The following is a 16,366-nucleotide window of genomic DNA, read 5'->3' on the forward strand; positions in this document are numbered from 1 at the left end:
ATCTGGACGTTCTCCTTCCTGAAGCCGGTTTTCTGGCACTGTTGTTAAGCCTCGGGGTCAACGTGTTGACCCCGATTGCCGTGTTGGTGGGTGTCCGCCAGCGCTGGCAAGGCGTAATGCGCCTGGCAAGCGTGGGCATGTGGACGCAATTTTCGCTGCTGCTGCTGGCCCTTGCCATTCTGATATTCTGCTTTCTCACCAGCGACTTTTCGGTGGTCTACGTTGCTCAGCATAGCTACAGCCTGCTGCCGTGGGGATTAAAACTGGCGGCGGTGTGGGGCGGGCATGAAGGATCGCTGCTGCTGTGGGTGCTGTTTCTTTCCGGCTGGAGCGCGCTGTTCGCCTTGCGCTATCGGCGTGATTCCGACCTGCTGTTTCCGTTAACGCTCAGCGTCCTCGCACTGATAACGGCCCTGCTGCTGCTGTTTGTGGTGGTATGGTCCGATCCGTTCGTGCGTATCTTCCCGCCAGCCATTGAAGGGCGCGACCTTAACCCGATGCTGCAACATCTCGGGTTAATCCTCCATCCGCCGCTGCTGTACCTGGGTTACGGTGGCTTGATGGTGGCGGCAGGTGTGGCGCTGGCCTCGCTGCTGCGCGGTGACTTTAATGCGCAGAGCGCCGGGGTGTGCTGGCGCTGGGCGCTGCCTGGCTGGTGTGCGCTGACGCTGGGGATTATCCTCGGCTCCTGGTGGGCTTACTGCGAGCTGGGCTGGGGCGGCTGGTGGTTCTGGGACCCGGTAGAAAATGCCTCCTTATTACCCTGGCTTTCCGCCAGTGCGCTGCTGCATAGTCTGTTCATCACGCGCCAACGTGGGATCTTCCGCCACTGGTCGCTGCTGCTGGCGATCGTCACGCTGATTTTATCGCTGCTGGGGACGCTGATTGTGCGTTCCGGCATTCTCGTTTCCGTGCACGCTTTTGCGCTGGATAACGTCCGCGCCACACCGCTGTTTGCGCTGTTTACCGTATTGAGCCTGGCATCGCTCGGGCTGTATGCCTGGCGGGGACAGCAAGTCCGCCAGAATGCGCGTTTTGGCGGCTGGTCGCGCGAGATGCTGATTCTGGTCGCGCTATTACTTTTTTGCGCGGTGCTGCTGATTGTGCTGATTGGCACCCTTTACCCGATGATTTACGGGTTGTTCGGCTGGGGGCGGCTCTCCGTGGGCGCACCGTACTTTAACCGTGCTACGCTGCCCTTTGGCCTGCTGATGCTGCTGGTTATCGTGCTGGCGACGATCAGAAGCCGCAAAGTGCCTGTGCGTTGCCAGCTTCCGGCACTGCTGGCGCATGCCGGGGTGCTGGTGTTTGCGGCTGGGATCGTCTTTTCCAGCGGTAGTCGTCAGGAGATAAGCCTGAATCTCAGCCCCGAGCAGCAGGTGGAACTGGCGGGCTATATTTTTCGTTTTGAGCGTCTCGACCTGGAAGCAAAAGGTAACTACACCAGTGAAAAAGCGCAGATCACGCTGTGGCAAAATGAGAAACGCATTGGCAGCCTGGAGCCCGAAAGACGCTTCTATGCCGCGCGCCGTCAACAGATGATGGAGCCGGGGATCCGCTGGAATCTGATGCATGACTGGTATGCGGTAATCGGCGAAAAAACCGGACCGGACCGTTATGCCATGCGCTTGTACGTGCAGACCGGCGTGCGCTGGATTTGGGGCGGGGGACTGTTAATGGTCTTTGGTGCGCTGCTGAGCGGATGGCGAGGGAGAAAGCGCGATGCATAAACTAATCAACGCGTTGCCAGATGGCGGCGAACGGGGTGTGAAAACGGTAGGTCGGATAAGCGCAGCGCCATCCGGCAGAACATGTTTACTCTTAGCTATCATTTTGTTTTTCATCGCCTTCGCGACACATGCCCAGGTTGTGGACACATGGGCTTTTGCCAACCCGCAACAACAGGAAAAAGCGTTGTCTATTGCCAGCCAACTGCGCTGTCCACAGTGTCAAAACCAAAACTTGCTGGAATCTAATGCGCCGGTAGCGGTCAGTATGCGCCACCAGGTTTATAGCATGGTGGCGGAAGGGAAAAGTGAAGCCGAGATAACGACGTGGATGACCGATCGCTACGGTGATTTTGTGCGCTACAACCCGCCGTTGAATGAGCAAACGCTGCTGCTGTGGGCGTTGCCGTGCCTGCTGTTATTACTGGTGGGCGTGGTGGTCTGGCGGGTGAGAAGGCGTCAGCGCGTAGAGGAGGATGTGCAATGAGCCAGTCCACCCATTCCCCTGCGCCGTTACGCCCACTCCCCGTGAAGTGGCTGACCGCTGCGACGGTGCTGATGGTTGTGGCCTGCATCGGAGGTTACCTGTTGACGCCAAAATGGCAGGCGGTGCGTCAGGAACAGACGCGGTTGGCGGACCCATTACATGCGTTCACCGATGAAAATGTTCAGGAAAAACAGCTGCTTTTGCTGCAATCGCAAATTCGTGCTAATCCACAGGACGGTGTGAAATGGGCGCAACTCGGTGAGTACTATCTTTGGCAAAACGCGTATCATAATGCGCTGCTGGCCTACGAGCAGGCGCTACGTGTAGGGGGTGAAAATGCTGAGATCTATTCAGCGCTGGCAACGGTATTGTATTACCAGGCCGGGCAGCATATGACACCGCCCACTCGCGAGATGATTGATAAGGCTCTGGCGCTGGACCCGACAGAGGTCACTGCACTGATGCTGTTAGCCTCAGATGCGTTTATGCAGGCAGACTACGCCCAGGCCATTTCAGTGTGGCAAAAAGTTATGGATTTAAACTCGCCGAGGGTGAACCGGGCACAGCTCATTGACTCTATTAATATGGCGAAGTTGTTGCAGAATCGGCAAAAATAAATTTGTTTCTTTTGTGATTGGTATCATTTGGCCTGTTTAAAAAACAGGCGAACGAACAAATGAGCAAAAAAAACTCACGCCATGACTTCTTCATTTTTGAACATATTAAAATTCTTTTATAACAAAAAGTTATTCATCAATACCCCGATAAAATTGCATTTTTATGCATAAATTCAGCTGAAGGCTCTGTTCCTGGAGGGTTGCGCGAGACAGTACGCAAATGATAATGATAATAAGCGTTAAAAAACTCCATAAACGAACGCAACACAATTCATACCCTTTCAGTATGTACTATTACCACACACCGCATGTGGAATAGCGCTCCATCGAGGAAGTCCGTTGTTATGAAAAATTTGAAAGTCAGCCTGGCATGGCAGATTCTGATCGCTATGGTGCTGGGCATTCTGCTGGGGAGTTACCTGCATTACCATAGTGACAGCCGCGAATGGCTGGTTGTAAACCTGCTGTCACCGGCGGGCGATATCTTTATCCATCTGATCAAAATGATCGTGGTGCCCATTGTCATCTCTACGCTGGTTGTCGGTATCGCCGGGGTCGGTGATGCAAAACAGCTGGGCCGTATTGGCGCCAAAACTATTATCTATTTCGAAGTAATCACCACCGTGGCGATTATCCTGGGTATCACTCTGGCGAATGTGTTCCAGCCAGGTACCGGGGTGGATATGTCGCAACTGGCGACCGTGGATATTTCGAAATATCAAAGCACGACCGCAGAAGTACAGAGCCACGCGCATGGCCTGATGGGGACAATTTTGTCACTGGTGCCAACCAACATCGTCGCATCGATGGCAAAAGGCGATATGCTGCCGATTATCTTCTTCTCGGTGCTGTTCGGTTTAGGTCTGTCTTCCCTGCCGGCAACTCACCGCGAGCCGTTGGTTACCGTATTTCGCTCTATTTCCGAAACCATGTTTAAAGTCACTCACATGGTTATGCGCTACGCGCCAGTCGGCGTTTTCGCGCTGATTGCCGTTACCGTCGCGAACTTCGGTTTTGCCTCCTTGTGGCCGCTGGCGAAGCTGGTGCTGTTGGTGCATTTCGCCATTCTGTTCTTCGCGCTGGTGGTGCTGGGGATCGTGGCGCGCATCTGCGGTTTGAGCATCTGGATCCTGATCCGCATTCTGAAAGACGAGCTGATTCTGGCTTACTCTACCGCCAGCTCCGAGAGCGTACTGCCGCGCATTATTGAGAAGATGGAAGCCTATGGCGCGCCAGCTTCAATCACCAGCTTTGTGGTGCCGACCGGCTACTCATTCAACCTTGATGGTTCAACTCTGTACCAGAGTATCGCCGCTATCTTTATCGCGCAGCTGTATGGTATCGACCTGTCGCTGTGGCAGGAAATCGTGCTGGTGTTGACGCTGATGGTGACCTCAAAAGGGATTGCGGGTGTGCCGGGCGTATCATTCGTGGTGCTGCTGGCTACGCTGGGCAGCGTGGGGATCCCACTGGAAGGCCTGGCGTTTATCGCCGGTGTTGACCGTATCCTCGACATGGCGCGTACCGCGCTGAACGTGGTGGGTAATGCGCTGGCGGTACTGGTTATCGCCAAGTGGGAACACAAATTTGACCGCAAGAAAGCGCTGGCCTATGAGCGCGACGTGCTGGGTAGATTTGATAAGACCGCTAATCAGTAATTCATGACAGCTTGCCGGATAAGCGTAGCGCCATCCGGCAATGCAAATCATTACCCGTTTGTTAACTTATCAAATTCTTCGCAGCCGGTATCGAATCCTTCCATACAGCTCAGATTCAGCCAGTGCAGCGCCTTCTGTTTATTCTTCACGATAAAACCCTGTTCACCGTTTAAGAACATCATCCCTGCCCAGTATTCGGAATAACCGGTACGGGAAATGGCTGAGCTTCGTTTGAAATACCACGTCGCTTTCTCATCGTCAGCGGGAATGCCCACGCCGTTGGCGTAAATCAGGCCGAGCAGCATTTGCGCGTCGACGGCGGAGTCATTTTCCAGGTCTTCGGAGGCGTTTTGCAGCAAGGTAATGGCTTTAGGGTAATCGGTACGTCCAGCCTGGGTGTTGACCAGAATCCGCGCCAGGGTAAGTTCTCCCGCTTTACTGCCTGCTTTGGCTGCTTTTTCCGCCAGCGTTTTAGCCTGGGGGTAATCCAGACTGACCGGATTCGTAATTTTGATTTGCGCCAGTAGCGCACAGGCGTCGGCATCGCCGTTGTCGGCGGCTTTTTGCGCCCAATACTCGGCTTTGCTCAAATCGCCCGAACTGAACCAGGTATCGGCAAGAAAGTACTGTGCGCGACGATCCCCTGCCTCAGCGGCCTGCAAATACTGGCTTCCTGGCTCAGTATCACTGGCATGGGCAAAGAATGTCATAAAGAACATCAATGCAATGAGTTGTTTCATTTTGAGTTTTATTTAGGGTACGGAATGAACAGTATAAAGAGATCGTATGGATAAAAAAACAGCCTCCGGGCGGAGGCTGTTGCAGAACAGTTACGTAAACGGACTAACCCATCGCGCTTTCGCGCAGGCTGGCTTTCAGCTTGGTGTACTCATCAATGACATACTGCTCGGCAGCGCGCTGATCGGCAATGCGTTCAACGTTAACGGCACAGTACTTGTACTCCGGCGTTTTGGTAATCGGGCTTAAGTTCTCGGTTACCAGCTCATTACATGCGCCAATCCACCACTGGTAGGTCATGTAAATCGCGCCTTTGTTTGGACGATCGCTGACTGCTGCACGGGTAATGACCCGGCCTTTACGCGAGTTAACCCACACCAGCTCTTCATCCTGGATGCCCAGGCGTTCTGCGTCGGCGGTGTTGATCTGGGCATAGCCCGGTTCATCCGCCAGCGCGGCCAGCGCCGCACAGTTACCGGTCATCGAACGGCAAGAGTAGTGGCCGACTTCACGCACCGTAGACAGCACCATCGGGTACTCCTCAGTGAGTTTGTCGATTGGCGCTACCCAGTCGCAGGTAAAGAACTGCGCCAGACCGTTCGGGGTATCGAACTTCTCTTTGAAGAGATAAGACGTACCCTGGTCGGTTTCTGAGGTGTCGCGGCAAGGCCACTGGATATAACCCAGATCGCCCATTTTCTCGTAAGTGGCACCGTAGAAATCCGGGCACAGATGACGCAACTCATCCCAGATTTCCTGGGTGTTGTTGTAGTGCATCGGGTAGCCCATACGGGTGGCGATTTCACTGATAATCTGCCAGTCCGTTTTCAGATCCCACTTCGGCTCAACGGCTTTAAAGAAGCGCTGGAAGCCACGGTCAGCCGCGGAGAAGACGCCTTCATGCTCGCCCCATGACGTAGACGGTAAAATAACGTCTGCGGCAGCGGCAGTTTTGGTCATGAAGATATCCTGCACGATGACCAGTTCCAGATCCTCAAAGCCTTTGCGCACTGCGGAGAGTTCAGCATCGGTCTGTAATGGATCTTCACCCATAATGTACGCCGCGCGGACTTCGCCATGCGCCGCACGGTGCGGCAGTTCACTGATGCGATAGCCGGTATGCGCAGGCAGACTTTCCACGCCCCAGGCTTTAGCGAACTTCTCGCGGTTAGCCGGATCTTTCACATACTGATAGCCCGGATAAGTATCCGGTAGCGCGCCCATGTCGCATGCGCCCTGAACGTTGTTCTGGCCACGAACCGGGTTAACGCCCACGCTTGGCTTACCGAGGTTGCCGGTCAGCATTGCGAGGCTGGTCAGTGAACGCACGGTTTCCACACCCTGATAGAACTGGGTAACACCCATGCCCCACAGGATGGCCGCGCTTTTTGCCGTGGCGTACATACGAGCAGCCTGACGAATATCCTGTGCGCTAACGCCAGTGACATCTTCGACGGACTCCGGCGTGTAGCCTTCGACAATCTTGCTGTACTCTTCGAATCCTTCGGTACGGGAGGCGACGAACGCCTGGTCGTACAGTTTTTCTTCGATGATGACATGACCCATAGCGTTGAGCAGCGCGATGTTCGAGCCGTTTTTCAACGCGATGTGCATATCGGCAATACGCGCGGTTTCAATTTTGCGCGGATCGCAGACGATAATTTTCGCCCCGTTACGTTTAGCGTTAATCACGTGATTCGCCACGATCGGGTGGGAATCCGCCGGGTTGTACCCGAAGATGAACACTAAATCTGTGTTATCAATTTCATTGATAGCATTACTCATTGCGCCGTTACCGACCGATTGGTGCAGACCTGCAACCGAAGGGCCGTGTCAGACGCGAGCGCAGCAGTCAACGTTATTGGTACCAATAACGGCGCGCGCGAATTTTTGCATTACATAGTTGGTTTCGTTACCCGTACCGCGAGATGAACCGGTCGTCTGAATAGCGTCCGGGCCATACTTCGCTTTGATGGCGCTCAGACGAGTGGCGACGTAATCAAGCGCTTCATCCCAGGAAACGGATTCCAGTTTGCCGCCACGCTGGCGACGGATCATTGGGGTTTTCAGACGAGGGGTCAGGATCTGGGTATCATTGATAAAATCCCAGCCATAGTAGCCCTTCAGACACAAGGTACCCTGGTTGGTTTTCCCCTGCGCCGCTTCAGCCCGGACGATTTTGCCGTTATCGACCACCAGGTTGATTTTGCAACCTGATGCGCAATATGGGCAAACCGTGACGACTTTTTTCATCGGTCTCGCTCCAGTTAATCAAATCACGCATACGCGCTTGTCGCTTGAGTTATGCATCTTTTATGCCATGTTTTTATCAGGGGCATTAGTCGATATTACGGGCGAATTTTGCGCAAAACCCTGACGAAAAACAGGCTGTCGTCATATTTGACGTGACGAATCTCCAATACGTGACGGCCCGGCAGTGTGACCGAGGTTATGTTTCCCACACATCCTTGTGCCTTATCGCTGTCACTCTGTGCAGAATCAATCACACTCATTTAAGTTGGCCAGAAATGGGGAAAAACAATGAAGCCAGCCATACTGGTTGTGGATGATGACATCGCTGTCTGCACGCTTTTACAGGATGTGCTGAGCGAACACGTCTTTGCAGTGACCGCATGTCACACCGGGCAGGAGGCGCTGCGCTGCATTGAGACTCAGCCGGAATTCGCTCTGGTATTGCTGGACATGATGTTGCCTGATATTAACGGTCTGATGGTGCTGCAGCAGGTGCAAAAGATGAGACCCGGACTACCGGTGGTGATGCTGACCGGGCTTGGCAGCGAGTCGGATGTGGTTGTCGGGTTGGAAATGGGCGCTGACGACTACATCGGTAAACCGTTCAATGCGCGGGTGCTGGTGGCGCGGGTAAAAGCGGTACTCAGACGCGTCGGCGTGTTAACGGCAGAAAGCGGCAGCCCGCAAACCACGGGGCTTTCTTTTAACGGTTGGCATCTCGATACCGCCGGTTGCCAGTTACATAATCCTCAGCAACTGAAGGTGGAGTTGACGCAGGGGGAATACAGCCTGCTGCTGGCGTTGGCCCAAAACGCCCGCCGGGTACTTAGCCGAGAACAGCTGCTGGAACTGACGCGCAGCGACAGCGTTGAGGTGTTTGACCGCACCATTGACGTGCTAATCATGCGGTTACGGCGAAAAATAGAGAACAACCCGCATCAGCCGATGCTGATCAAAACCCTGCGCGGGCTGGGCTATGTGTTTGCCGCCGACGTTCAGCATCATGATAAGGCGGCGTAAACGTCTTATCCGGCCTACAAGGACGCTAGGTCGGCCTGATAAGCGTAGTGCATCAGGCCTCAGCCATACCGGCTTTTAACTCTGCCAACGTTTTCGCGCCGTCTATCGCGTTGGCGCACAGCAAACTGGCCCGTGCGCAGGCGTGTGCCAGCCTGACGCTGTCCGTCAGCGACCAGCGTTCATGACAGCCATACAAAAATCCGGCGCAAAACGCATCTCCCGCCCCGACGCTGCCAACGATCTCCTCCTGCGCCAGATATTGTGACGGGATCCAGACGCCCGTCAGATCCGGCGCTTCACCCCAGGCGCCTTCCGGACAGTGGATAACCACCCGCTGGCGAACGCCCGCATTCAGCAGTTCGCGCGCAGCGGTGGCGATGTGCGCAATATGCAGCTCCCCGTTGGGCTGGCGGATCTCCAGCCCGCTGAATTCCCCTGCTTCCAGCTCGTTAATTACCAGATAGTCGAGATGGCGCAGGGCTGGCATCACCAGCGGCTGATAGCGCGGGTCGCCCTTGCGTGAAACCAGATCCAGTGATGTTTCAAAGCCGTTGTCGCGCATTTGCGCCAGCAGCCGTGCGCTACGCGTGCCGTACTCCTCATCCGGCATGTCCAGACTGTCGAGCAGCAGCAGATAGCCAAGATGGAAGATTTTCATCGAGGTATCCAGTTGCTCAAAAGTGGGCAGATCCAGCAGCCGGTTGGCGCCGGGCGAGTGGAAAAAGGTGCGCTGACCGCTGGGATCGGTCATCACCTGTGACATCGACGTGGGGGCGAAAGTCGTGCGCTGCACATGTTGGCGATTAACATGATACTGCTCCAGCATCGCCATGATGTAGTCGCCGTCGCTATCCTGACCGATTAACCCCACCGCCTGCAGCGGCAGTCCGGTGTGCATTTTCGCCAGCGTCAGCAGTACGTTCAGCGGCGCACCGCCCGTCGCGCGTTCGCTACGGATGATTTCCGCCAGCCAGCCGCGTTCCGGCCACTGCACAATTTGATGCACATGATCGACCAGCATGTTGCCTGCGGCGATAACGCCTCTGCGTTCCATCAGACCCGTCCCGCGCTGCCAAAAATACGCATCTGTTCTGAAACGGTATCGGTAATGGCCTCTTCAATGGCGAGCAGCAGTTCGGCGAATTCGTCGTACAGGGGCTGACGATTCGCTATTCTTGTCTCTACCGCTGACAGCGCCGCCTGCGACATGCCGGTATAGAAGTTGATTTTGTGAATGCCGAGTTCAATTGCGCGCTTGAAATCGTCGTTGCTGATGCCGGAACCGCCGTGCAGTACCAGTGGGATCGCCGCCTGCTGGCGAAGGGCGTCCAGACGCGGAAAGTCGAGCACCGGTTCGCCTTTATATTTGCCGTGTGCATTACCAATGGCGACCGCCAGCGCGTCAATCCCGGTTCTGTCGACGAAATCACGCGCCATCATCGGGTCGGTAAATAGCGACTCGTCGGCATGACCATACAACGCGCCGCCCTCATCGCCTCCCACCGCGCCCAGTTCGGCTTCCACCGATACGCCGACGGCGTGACACATCTTCACCACTTCGCGGGTTTGACGAATATTTTCTTCATACTCCAGCGTGGAGCCATCAAACATCACTGAACTGAAACCTAAGCGAAGTGCCCGAACCACCGACTCAAAGTGCAGGCCGTGGTCAAGGTTCAGCACTACCGGAATGTCATGCCGCGCGGCTTCGAACTTGACCGCTTCGACCAGAGAATCCAACGAGATATATTTAAAATGCACCTCGGCGATGTTGATGATAAACGGCGAACGTTCCTGCTTTGCCGCGGCAAACAGCGCGCGCAGGAAGTGTGAGTCCAGAACGTTAAACGCCCCTAAGGCATAGCGGTGCTCGCGGGCATGGGCAAGGCCATCGGCGAGAGATATCAACGGCATAATGCGCTCCTTGGTTAGCGGAACAGGCGATACTCATTACACAGCACCAGCTGCGCCGGTTCGTCTTCTTCAATGTCGTTATAGCGGGCGATCGGTTGCAGAAAGTGGTTATCGTGGTCGTCGTCATTAACAGAAGAAACCTCGCCGACCAGCACGTCGCCAAAACCTTCTTCCGCCCAGAAGCTGTGATACAGGCCCGGCGGCAGGCAGATGCTTTCACCCGGCGTCAGGCGCAGTTGACTGCCTGCCGCATGGGTTTGCCGACAGCCGTCAATCACCACGCTCACGTCGCTGTCCTCCGTTTGTTCTCGGAGCCCCGCATTCCACAGTTCCACAATTAAATTACCGCCGCCGCGATTGATAATGTCTTCGCGTTTACGCCAGTGAAAATGCATCGGCGTGACCTGCGCATCGCGAACATGCATGATTTTCTCGGCGTAGCATTTCTCGTAAGGCATTCCTTTCGGCGAGCCATTACGCAGGGTAAACAGCGTTAACCCTTGCGCGGCGAAATTGTTGCCGCCAAACGCGGTGACATCCCAACCGAGCTTAAGGTCGAAAACTTCTCTCCAGGCGGCGGGATCAAGCTTGCGCCATTGGGTCGGCGGGAAACTGGCGAAAGGGGGGAGATGCACGTCGTGCTGAGAGAAAAACTGGCGCGTGTGGCCAAGGATTTCGTTTATTGCTGAGCGTTTCATTGATTCTCCTGTGGCTGATAAGATGACCTTTATGCGGCCCTCTCTCAAAGAAGAGGGAGAAAATCAAAAGCTTTCCCATGGATAAAATGGACACAATCTGGTTACCTCTCCCTCACAGCAGAATAGGGAATAGTTATATTTTATTGTGTTTTTCTATGTGGTGATGTGATTCATTCAATAAAATGATAAATAAAAAGAGCATTTTCACAAATGTTATTATAAATCATTATCTTAATATTTTTGTTTTTTTAGTCGAATCTCAGTTTTCTGCAGTCATTGGGATGTGCGCGCTGGCGTGTTGCCTCGCGATTAAAAATGAATAATACATAATATAAATAATCTTATTAAAATCTGCTGCTATTGAATATAAAATATCGTTAGTTAACCGATCGTTTATATATCATAAGTGTACTACGTACTTTGCTAATAACTATTTGTTTATTTTTAAAATATTTTTTTAGTAAAAAATAACCTTCTTAGTAGTCTTGTTGGTATGCTGATTAAACTTTAAACTTTAAACTTTAAACTTTAAACTTTAAACTTTAAACTTTAAACTTTAAACTTTAAACTTTAAACTTTATTCTTTATGTATTACTGTCTTTCTGCAAGGGATGCGATAATGAAAAAAGGTTCTGGCTTCTATAATCTTGAAGGTATGATTTCAGATGATAGTATAAATAAATACTTATTAACCATCAGAGGGTCGGTAAATTTAGGTGTACTTGATGTTGAATCAATTGACGGAAAGGAAAGTCTAAGCAAACCATATAGTTATAAAATAACATTCACTTCAAAATGTAAAGATATCCCTCCAGAATCTCTTCTTAATATTGAAGCTATGCTACAAATTAGAGCCCCTAATAATAAATGGAGTAAATATGTTCAGGGTTCTGCAATGTGGATCAATGAGCGGCAAATAGAAGGGGTTATTACATCATGTTCACTTATTAGCACTTCAGCGGATGAATCACTGTACGAAATCAGGCTGGAGCATAAGCTTGCATTACTCTCACGACGCAGGCGATCGGCTATTTACCTGAATATTAACGTTCCGAAACTGGTAACGCAGATCCTCAAAGAGCATTTTTTTGCTGATTATGAAATCGACTTTGATAAGCTTCTTTGTACCTATCCTGACCGGGAAATGATCGTACAGTGGGAGGAATCAGATTTAGCGTTTGTCAGCCGCATCCTGTCAGAAGTTGGGATCTGGTTCAGGATTGAAAATCATCATGCGGTTTCGCACATTATGGTGCTTATCTTTAGTGATTCCCAAAGCCGGTACATCTTCGATCAAAAGATTATGCATGCATCTCATGCGGGTCTGACAGCAAATGATTACGCGATCGATAAGCTGGTATCAAAGCACAACCTTGTCTCCGCAGCCGTTAAAGCAAAGAACTTTGACTACCGGCTTGCCAACTCGCTAATACTCAATGCTGATGCCGATGGGGCTGAACAAACATCGACGACGTATGGAGTGGATTATCGTTATGCGGATATTCACCACCAGCCGGGATCGAAATTTGCAGAGGAACAACCGGGCGAATCCAGCTGGTTCTACGCCAAACTGCATCACGAAATTATTCTTAATAATCAATCTGTTTTAAGCGGGGTGACCACCAGCCCGTCGATCGCGCCAGGTATGGTGCTTGAAATCGACGGTACTATTCCGCAAGCGTTTACTTCAGGATTTGTAGTAACGGCAATGCGGGTGACGGGGAGGCGTGATGCAGCCCTTCAATCCCAACTGATCGGTATTCCTTACAGTGAGCGCGTTTGCTTTCGGCCGCAGCCACTACCCCGACCGCGTATCGTGGGTACGGTTCCCGCAATTGTTTCCTCCCGAATAGACAATGACAAATATGCCCATATCGATGTGCAGGGGCGCTATTGGGTGAAGTTTGATTTTGACCTCGACCAACATAAGCAAGGCTATGAAAGTATGCCCGTCCGTCTGGCACGGATTTATGCCGGTGATACTTATGGTCATCACTTCCCGCTCATTCAGGGGGCGGAAGTTGCCATTGCGTTTGAAGGTGGTGATCCGGAAAGGCCTTTCATTGCCCATGCGCTGCATCATGCTCCAAAGCCTGACCTCGTCACCAGCCGTAACAATACCCGCAACGTAATCCGTACTGCGGGCCACAATAAGCTGCGGATGGAGGACCGACGCGGACAGGAACACGTCAAGTTAAGTACCGAATACGCTAAAACCCAGCTGAACATGGGCCACCTTGTTGATGCTGGTGGTAAGCCGCGCGGTGAAGGCGCAGAACTGCGCACCGATGAGCGGGGGGTGTTGAGAGCCGCAAAGGGAATATTGCTGACGACAGAGGCGCAGCCAAAAGCCCAGGGCAAGCAGCTCGACATGAACGCAGTTGTTCAACAGCTACAGGCTGCGCTTGTACTGGCAACCTCTCTTCAGCAGAGCGCCCTGACGGCGCAAGCGTTAAACGTCGAAATGGGGCAACAGCAGCAGCTTAACGCCGCACTTGAACAGCTCACTCAGCCGGGGCTGGTGGCCTATGCCGATCAAGGTATGGCTCTGCTCACACCAGAAACCATGGCGCTGTCGGCAAACAAAGATCTGTCGCTGAATGCGGCCAATAACGGCAGTTTTAACGTTTTTAAGAAACTCTCCATGGCTGTCGGACAGGGTTTATCGCTTTTCAGCAGAGCGATCGGGATCAAAATTATTGCCGCAAAAGATGATATTTCCGTCCAGGCGCAGCGTGGTGAAATGGGCCTGCTTTCCGATCAGCATTTTCATATTCAAAGTATGAACGGCAATGTGACCATCAGCGCCAAAAAGAATATTCAGTTGCTGTGTGGGGGTGGCGGTATCCGAATAAATGAAGATGGCTCAGTAAAAATATTCTCTCCCGCTAAAGTGCAGTTGAAAGGCACCATTCTTGACTGGAGTGGGCCGGAATCCGTTAAAGATAAATCCCCCGTTTTTCAGGAAGACCAGTTTCACCGCCGCATTAAATTACATGGTTATGGGAATACAGACGATGTTCTGAAAAAGACAAAATTCAGACTGACTAAGGCCTCCGGTGAAATCATTGAAGGTGTTACCGACGATGAAGGCATGACGCCGTTACTGGATATGACGGAAATGGATGAAATGAAAATGGAGATTTTGCCAAATGAGTAACAGTCCCTTTAATCCGCGAGTCGTGGCGACGGGGGGACAAGGCGTGCCTAAATCCACCGGTGGAAAAATGGCAGTCTGCGAAGTGGCGGTTAAAAACCCTATGCCCTGTATTGTAATCCTTGTTCATGGTGTTAACGATGTGGGCGAGGCGTATCAAAATCAGGAGCAGGGGATCATTGCCGGCCTGAATGAACGTATGGGCCGTACGGATATGTATCCGCATGAATGGCACCAGTTCAAAATGGATATGGGCGATGGCGAACAGCAGCAGGTGAAAATGCCTGGGCGCAGTCCGGTGATCCCATTTTACTGGGGATATAAACCTGTTGATCATGCAACGTATATCGAGGACCAGCGGCGTTATCGTGATGAGCTGGCTAAATCAGGCAGCGCCGCAAAGCTGCCTTACAATGCCTACCAGGAAGATGACGCCACGAAGCTGGCAAAGTTAGGACACATTCCTCAAACCACGTTGAAATATCAGAATGATAATTTCGGTAATGTTCTCGACGATGTGTATGCCAAAGGAGGTGGTACCTTTGCGAATGCGACAACCACTATTCCGGATATGTTAGGCCCGGGCTCCGGCGGCCTGACGAATGGCGCTGCAGGATTTGCTTCATTTCATATGAATGGTGGGGATTTTACGCATCCTATTTATGATAACCCTCACCGTATTTATCAGTTTTTTGCCGCGCAGAGGCTGGCAGATTTAATCCTGATGATTCGAAGTGAATCGGCAACAAAACGGGACCCAATTAATATCGTTGCACATTCGCAGGGGACTATTATTACTATGCTGGCAAATATGCTGGTCATGCAAGCTGGTGAGAAACCAGCTGATTGCGTTATTCTTAATCACTCCCCCTATGCGCTTGAAAATACGTTTGCCGAGAGTGCGACCCCCGGACATCACCAGACGGATCGCGCCCGTCAGCAGACGTTTAAAAATTTCTGTCATTTGATGGCGACAAACGATAAATATGGCAAAGGAGAATACCACACCGGAGCGGAAATTGATGATATAGAAGGCGCAACATGTCTGAGTAAAACCCATTCTCAATGGCGCAAGAATAAGCTCTATACCCGCAATAACTTCGGCAAGGTATATAACTATTTTTGCCCCAATGACAGTGTTGTCTCATTACTTAACGTGCAGGGTTTTGGCTGGCGAGGCATACCTCACGACATTGCGAGTGGTATAGAGAATTTGCGCCAGCGTGTTTTCTGCGAAAATGGCCCCGATATAGGTTGTAGCCCCCAAAGCGTGTGTTTTGAAATGCCGGCGTTAAAAAAGGGAAGTTTTAATCAGGATACGGGTTTTACTAAACAATATACGTTTTCCGATGTTGTGATTAATGGTGAACAACTTCCCGTTACTTTTAAGCATCAACTACAGGGGGGTGAGAGCAAGTATCAATATTCGTTAGAGCCTGATTCCCCCGATCAGGTCATCTCATTTTCTGCAAAAGCCACTACTATTTCCCGTACTGAGACAGATATTAAAAGTCTCAGCGGCGCAGGTTTCGATTTTTTACAGCCAGGTCGGGAATTAACACCAGCAGAACTCACAATGTTCAGCAATAAATATGGTAAGCGTTATACCAAAGGCGTTGTCCTTGGAGGGGGATACAATAAAACCGTACAGCTGATTTATGAAAAAACGGCGGATGAACTGAAAAAAGAATGGATGCACTCAGACCCTGTTGGTTACAGCCAGCATTCCTCTATTGTCATGTCAAAAGATGCCCCAGCGAAAGCAATGGCCTTCGATCTGGCGGTGGGGATATGCAGGGCATTTGATTACGAAAATGGTGAGTTCTGGGTAAAACTACTTCGCCGTGGGGACTGGCGTATGAAGAAAAATGGTCTGCAAAAGACTGTTGATTATTATGATACGGGTATCCTGAATAAAGCAGATACAAAAGATTATATGAATAAACCCGATGATATCTTGCCAAAGGGGAAATTTGGTGTGGTTAACGAGTTCTATCATTCAACTACAGTTAAACCTGCCAAGTATAATGAAATATATAATACAGAGATTTCCAATCTGCAATGGGATATGCCTGAGTCGCTTAACGTTTAAGGATA

Annotated in this window: 10 protein-coding genes and 1 pseudogene; 6 read left to right on the top strand and 5 right to left on the bottom strand. The window is 51.7% G+C overall.

Annotated elements, in window-relative coordinates; genetic code table 11:
* The first annotated feature begins 2 nt into the window (after positions 1-2).
* From nrfF to gltP, 3 genes and pseudogenes are all read left to right on the top strand, one after another.
* A pseudogene (nrfF, locus tag HV334_RS01615) lies at positions 3-2,214 on the top strand (heme lyase NrfEFG subunit NrfF).
* Positions 2,211-2,831: a heme lyase NrfEFG subunit NrfG gene (gene nrfG / locus HV334_RS01625; RefSeq protein WP_047357723.1), complete on the top strand. Its 621-nt coding sequence runs from the start codon at positions 2,211-2,213 to the stop codon at positions 2,829-2,831. Before nrfF ends, nrfG begins: the two are co-directional and overlap by 4 nt.
* A 344-nt stretch (positions 2,832-3,175) precedes the next feature.
* Entirely contained in the window at positions 3,176-4,489 is a 1,314-nt protein-coding gene (gltP, locus tag HV334_RS01630) for a glutamate/aspartate:proton symporter GltP (RefSeq protein WP_016155378.1), read from the top strand.
* A gap of 50 nt (positions 4,490-4,539) precedes the next feature.
* Here gltP and yjcO read toward each other — a convergent pair whose 3' ends face one another.
* Both yjcO and fdhF read right to left on the bottom strand, forming a co-directional pair.
* Entirely contained in the window at positions 4,540-5,229 is a 690-nt protein-coding gene (yjcO, locus tag HV334_RS01635; protein WP_016155379.1) for a Sel1 family TPR-like repeat protein YjcO, read from the bottom strand.
* A gap of 103 nt (positions 5,230-5,332) precedes the next feature.
* A complete protein-coding gene (fdhF, locus tag HV334_RS01640; protein ID WP_181221091.1) occupies positions 5,333-7,480 on the bottom strand; it encodes a formate dehydrogenase subunit alpha in 2,148 nt (715 codons plus the stop codon).
* A 288-nt stretch (positions 7,481-7,768) separates the two neighbouring features.
* Between fdhF and HV334_RS01645 the strand changes: the two genes are divergently transcribed.
* Positions 7,769-8,500, top strand: a complete 732-nt coding sequence (locus HV334_RS01645) for a response regulator transcription factor (protein WP_181221093.1) — start codon at positions 7,769-7,771, stop codon at positions 8,498-8,500.
* A gap of 52 nt (positions 8,501-8,552) precedes the next feature.
* Here HV334_RS01645 and HV334_RS01650 read toward each other — a convergent pair whose 3' ends face one another.
* Genes HV334_RS01650 through HV334_RS01660 form a run of 3 tightly spaced genes read right to left on the bottom strand, consistent with a single transcriptional unit; the run spans position 8,553 to position 11,112 of the window.
* Complete coding sequence (locus HV334_RS01650) at positions 8,553-9,557, bottom strand: carbohydrate kinase family protein (RefSeq protein ID WP_181221837.1); 1,005 nt, start codon at positions 9,555-9,557, stop codon at positions 8,553-8,555.
* Positions 9,554-10,414 (bottom strand): ketose 1,6-bisphosphate aldolase, encoded by an 861-nt coding sequence (locus tag HV334_RS01655; RefSeq protein ID WP_016155383.1) that lies wholly within the window; start codon positions 10,412-10,414, stop codon positions 9,554-9,556. The genes HV334_RS01650 and HV334_RS01655 overlap by 4 nt, the downstream gene beginning before the upstream one ends.
* A gap of 14 nt (positions 10,415-10,428) precedes the next feature.
* Complete coding sequence (locus HV334_RS01660; protein ID WP_049268870.1) at positions 10,429-11,112, bottom strand: D-lyxose/D-mannose family sugar isomerase; 684 nt, start codon at positions 11,110-11,112, stop codon at positions 10,429-10,431.
* Between the two features lie 619 nt (positions 11,113-11,731).
* Between HV334_RS01660 and vgrG the strand changes: the two genes are divergently transcribed.
* Entirely contained in the window at positions 11,732-14,272 is a 2,541-nt protein-coding gene (gene vgrG / locus HV334_RS01665) for a type VI secretion system Vgr family protein (protein ID WP_181221094.1), read from the top strand.
* Positions 14,265-16,361, top strand: coding sequence for an alpha/beta hydrolase (locus HV334_RS01670; RefSeq protein ID WP_181221095.1), 2,097 nt, complete (start codon positions 14,265-14,267; stop codon positions 16,359-16,361). Before vgrG ends, HV334_RS01670 begins: the two co-directional genes overlap by 8 nt.
* The last annotated feature ends 5 nt before the right edge of the window (positions 16,362-16,366 follow it).

Origin of the sequence: Citrobacter sp. RHBSTW-00944 (genome assembly GCF_013615435.1) — a bacterium.
Classification (GTDB): Bacteria; Pseudomonadota; Gammaproteobacteria; order Enterobacterales; family Enterobacteriaceae; genus Citrobacter; species Citrobacter braakii.

Excerpts from the sequence above, each read along its gene's own strand:
- nrfG (WP_047357723.1), top strand. The coding sequence starts at position 2,211 with ATGAGCCAGTCCACCCATTCCCCTGCGCCGTTACGCCCACTCCCCGTG.
- gltP (WP_016155378.1), top strand. The coding sequence starts at position 3,176 with ATGAAAAATTTGAAAGTCAGCCTGGCATGGCAGATTCTGATCGCTATG.
- yjcO (WP_016155379.1), bottom strand. The coding sequence starts at position 5,229 with ATGAAACAACTCATTGCATTGATGTTCTTTATGACATTCTTTGCCCAT.
- HV334_RS01645 (WP_181221093.1), top strand. The coding sequence starts at position 7,769 with ATGAAGCCAGCCATACTGGTTGTGGATGATGACATCGCTGTCTGCACG.
- HV334_RS01655 (WP_016155383.1), bottom strand. The coding sequence starts at position 10,414 with ATGCCGTTGATATCTCTCGCCGATGGCCTTGCCCATGCCCGCGAGCAC.
- HV334_RS01660 (WP_049268870.1), bottom strand. The coding sequence starts at position 11,112 with ATGAAACGCTCAGCAATAAACGAAATCCTTGGCCACACGCGCCAGTTT.
- vgrG (WP_181221094.1), top strand. The coding sequence starts at position 11,732 with ATGAAAAAAGGTTCTGGCTTCTATAATCTTGAAGGTATGATTTCAGAT.
- HV334_RS01670 (WP_181221095.1), top strand. The coding sequence starts at position 14,265 with ATGAGTAACAGTCCCTTTAATCCGCGAGTCGTGGCGACGGGGGGACAA.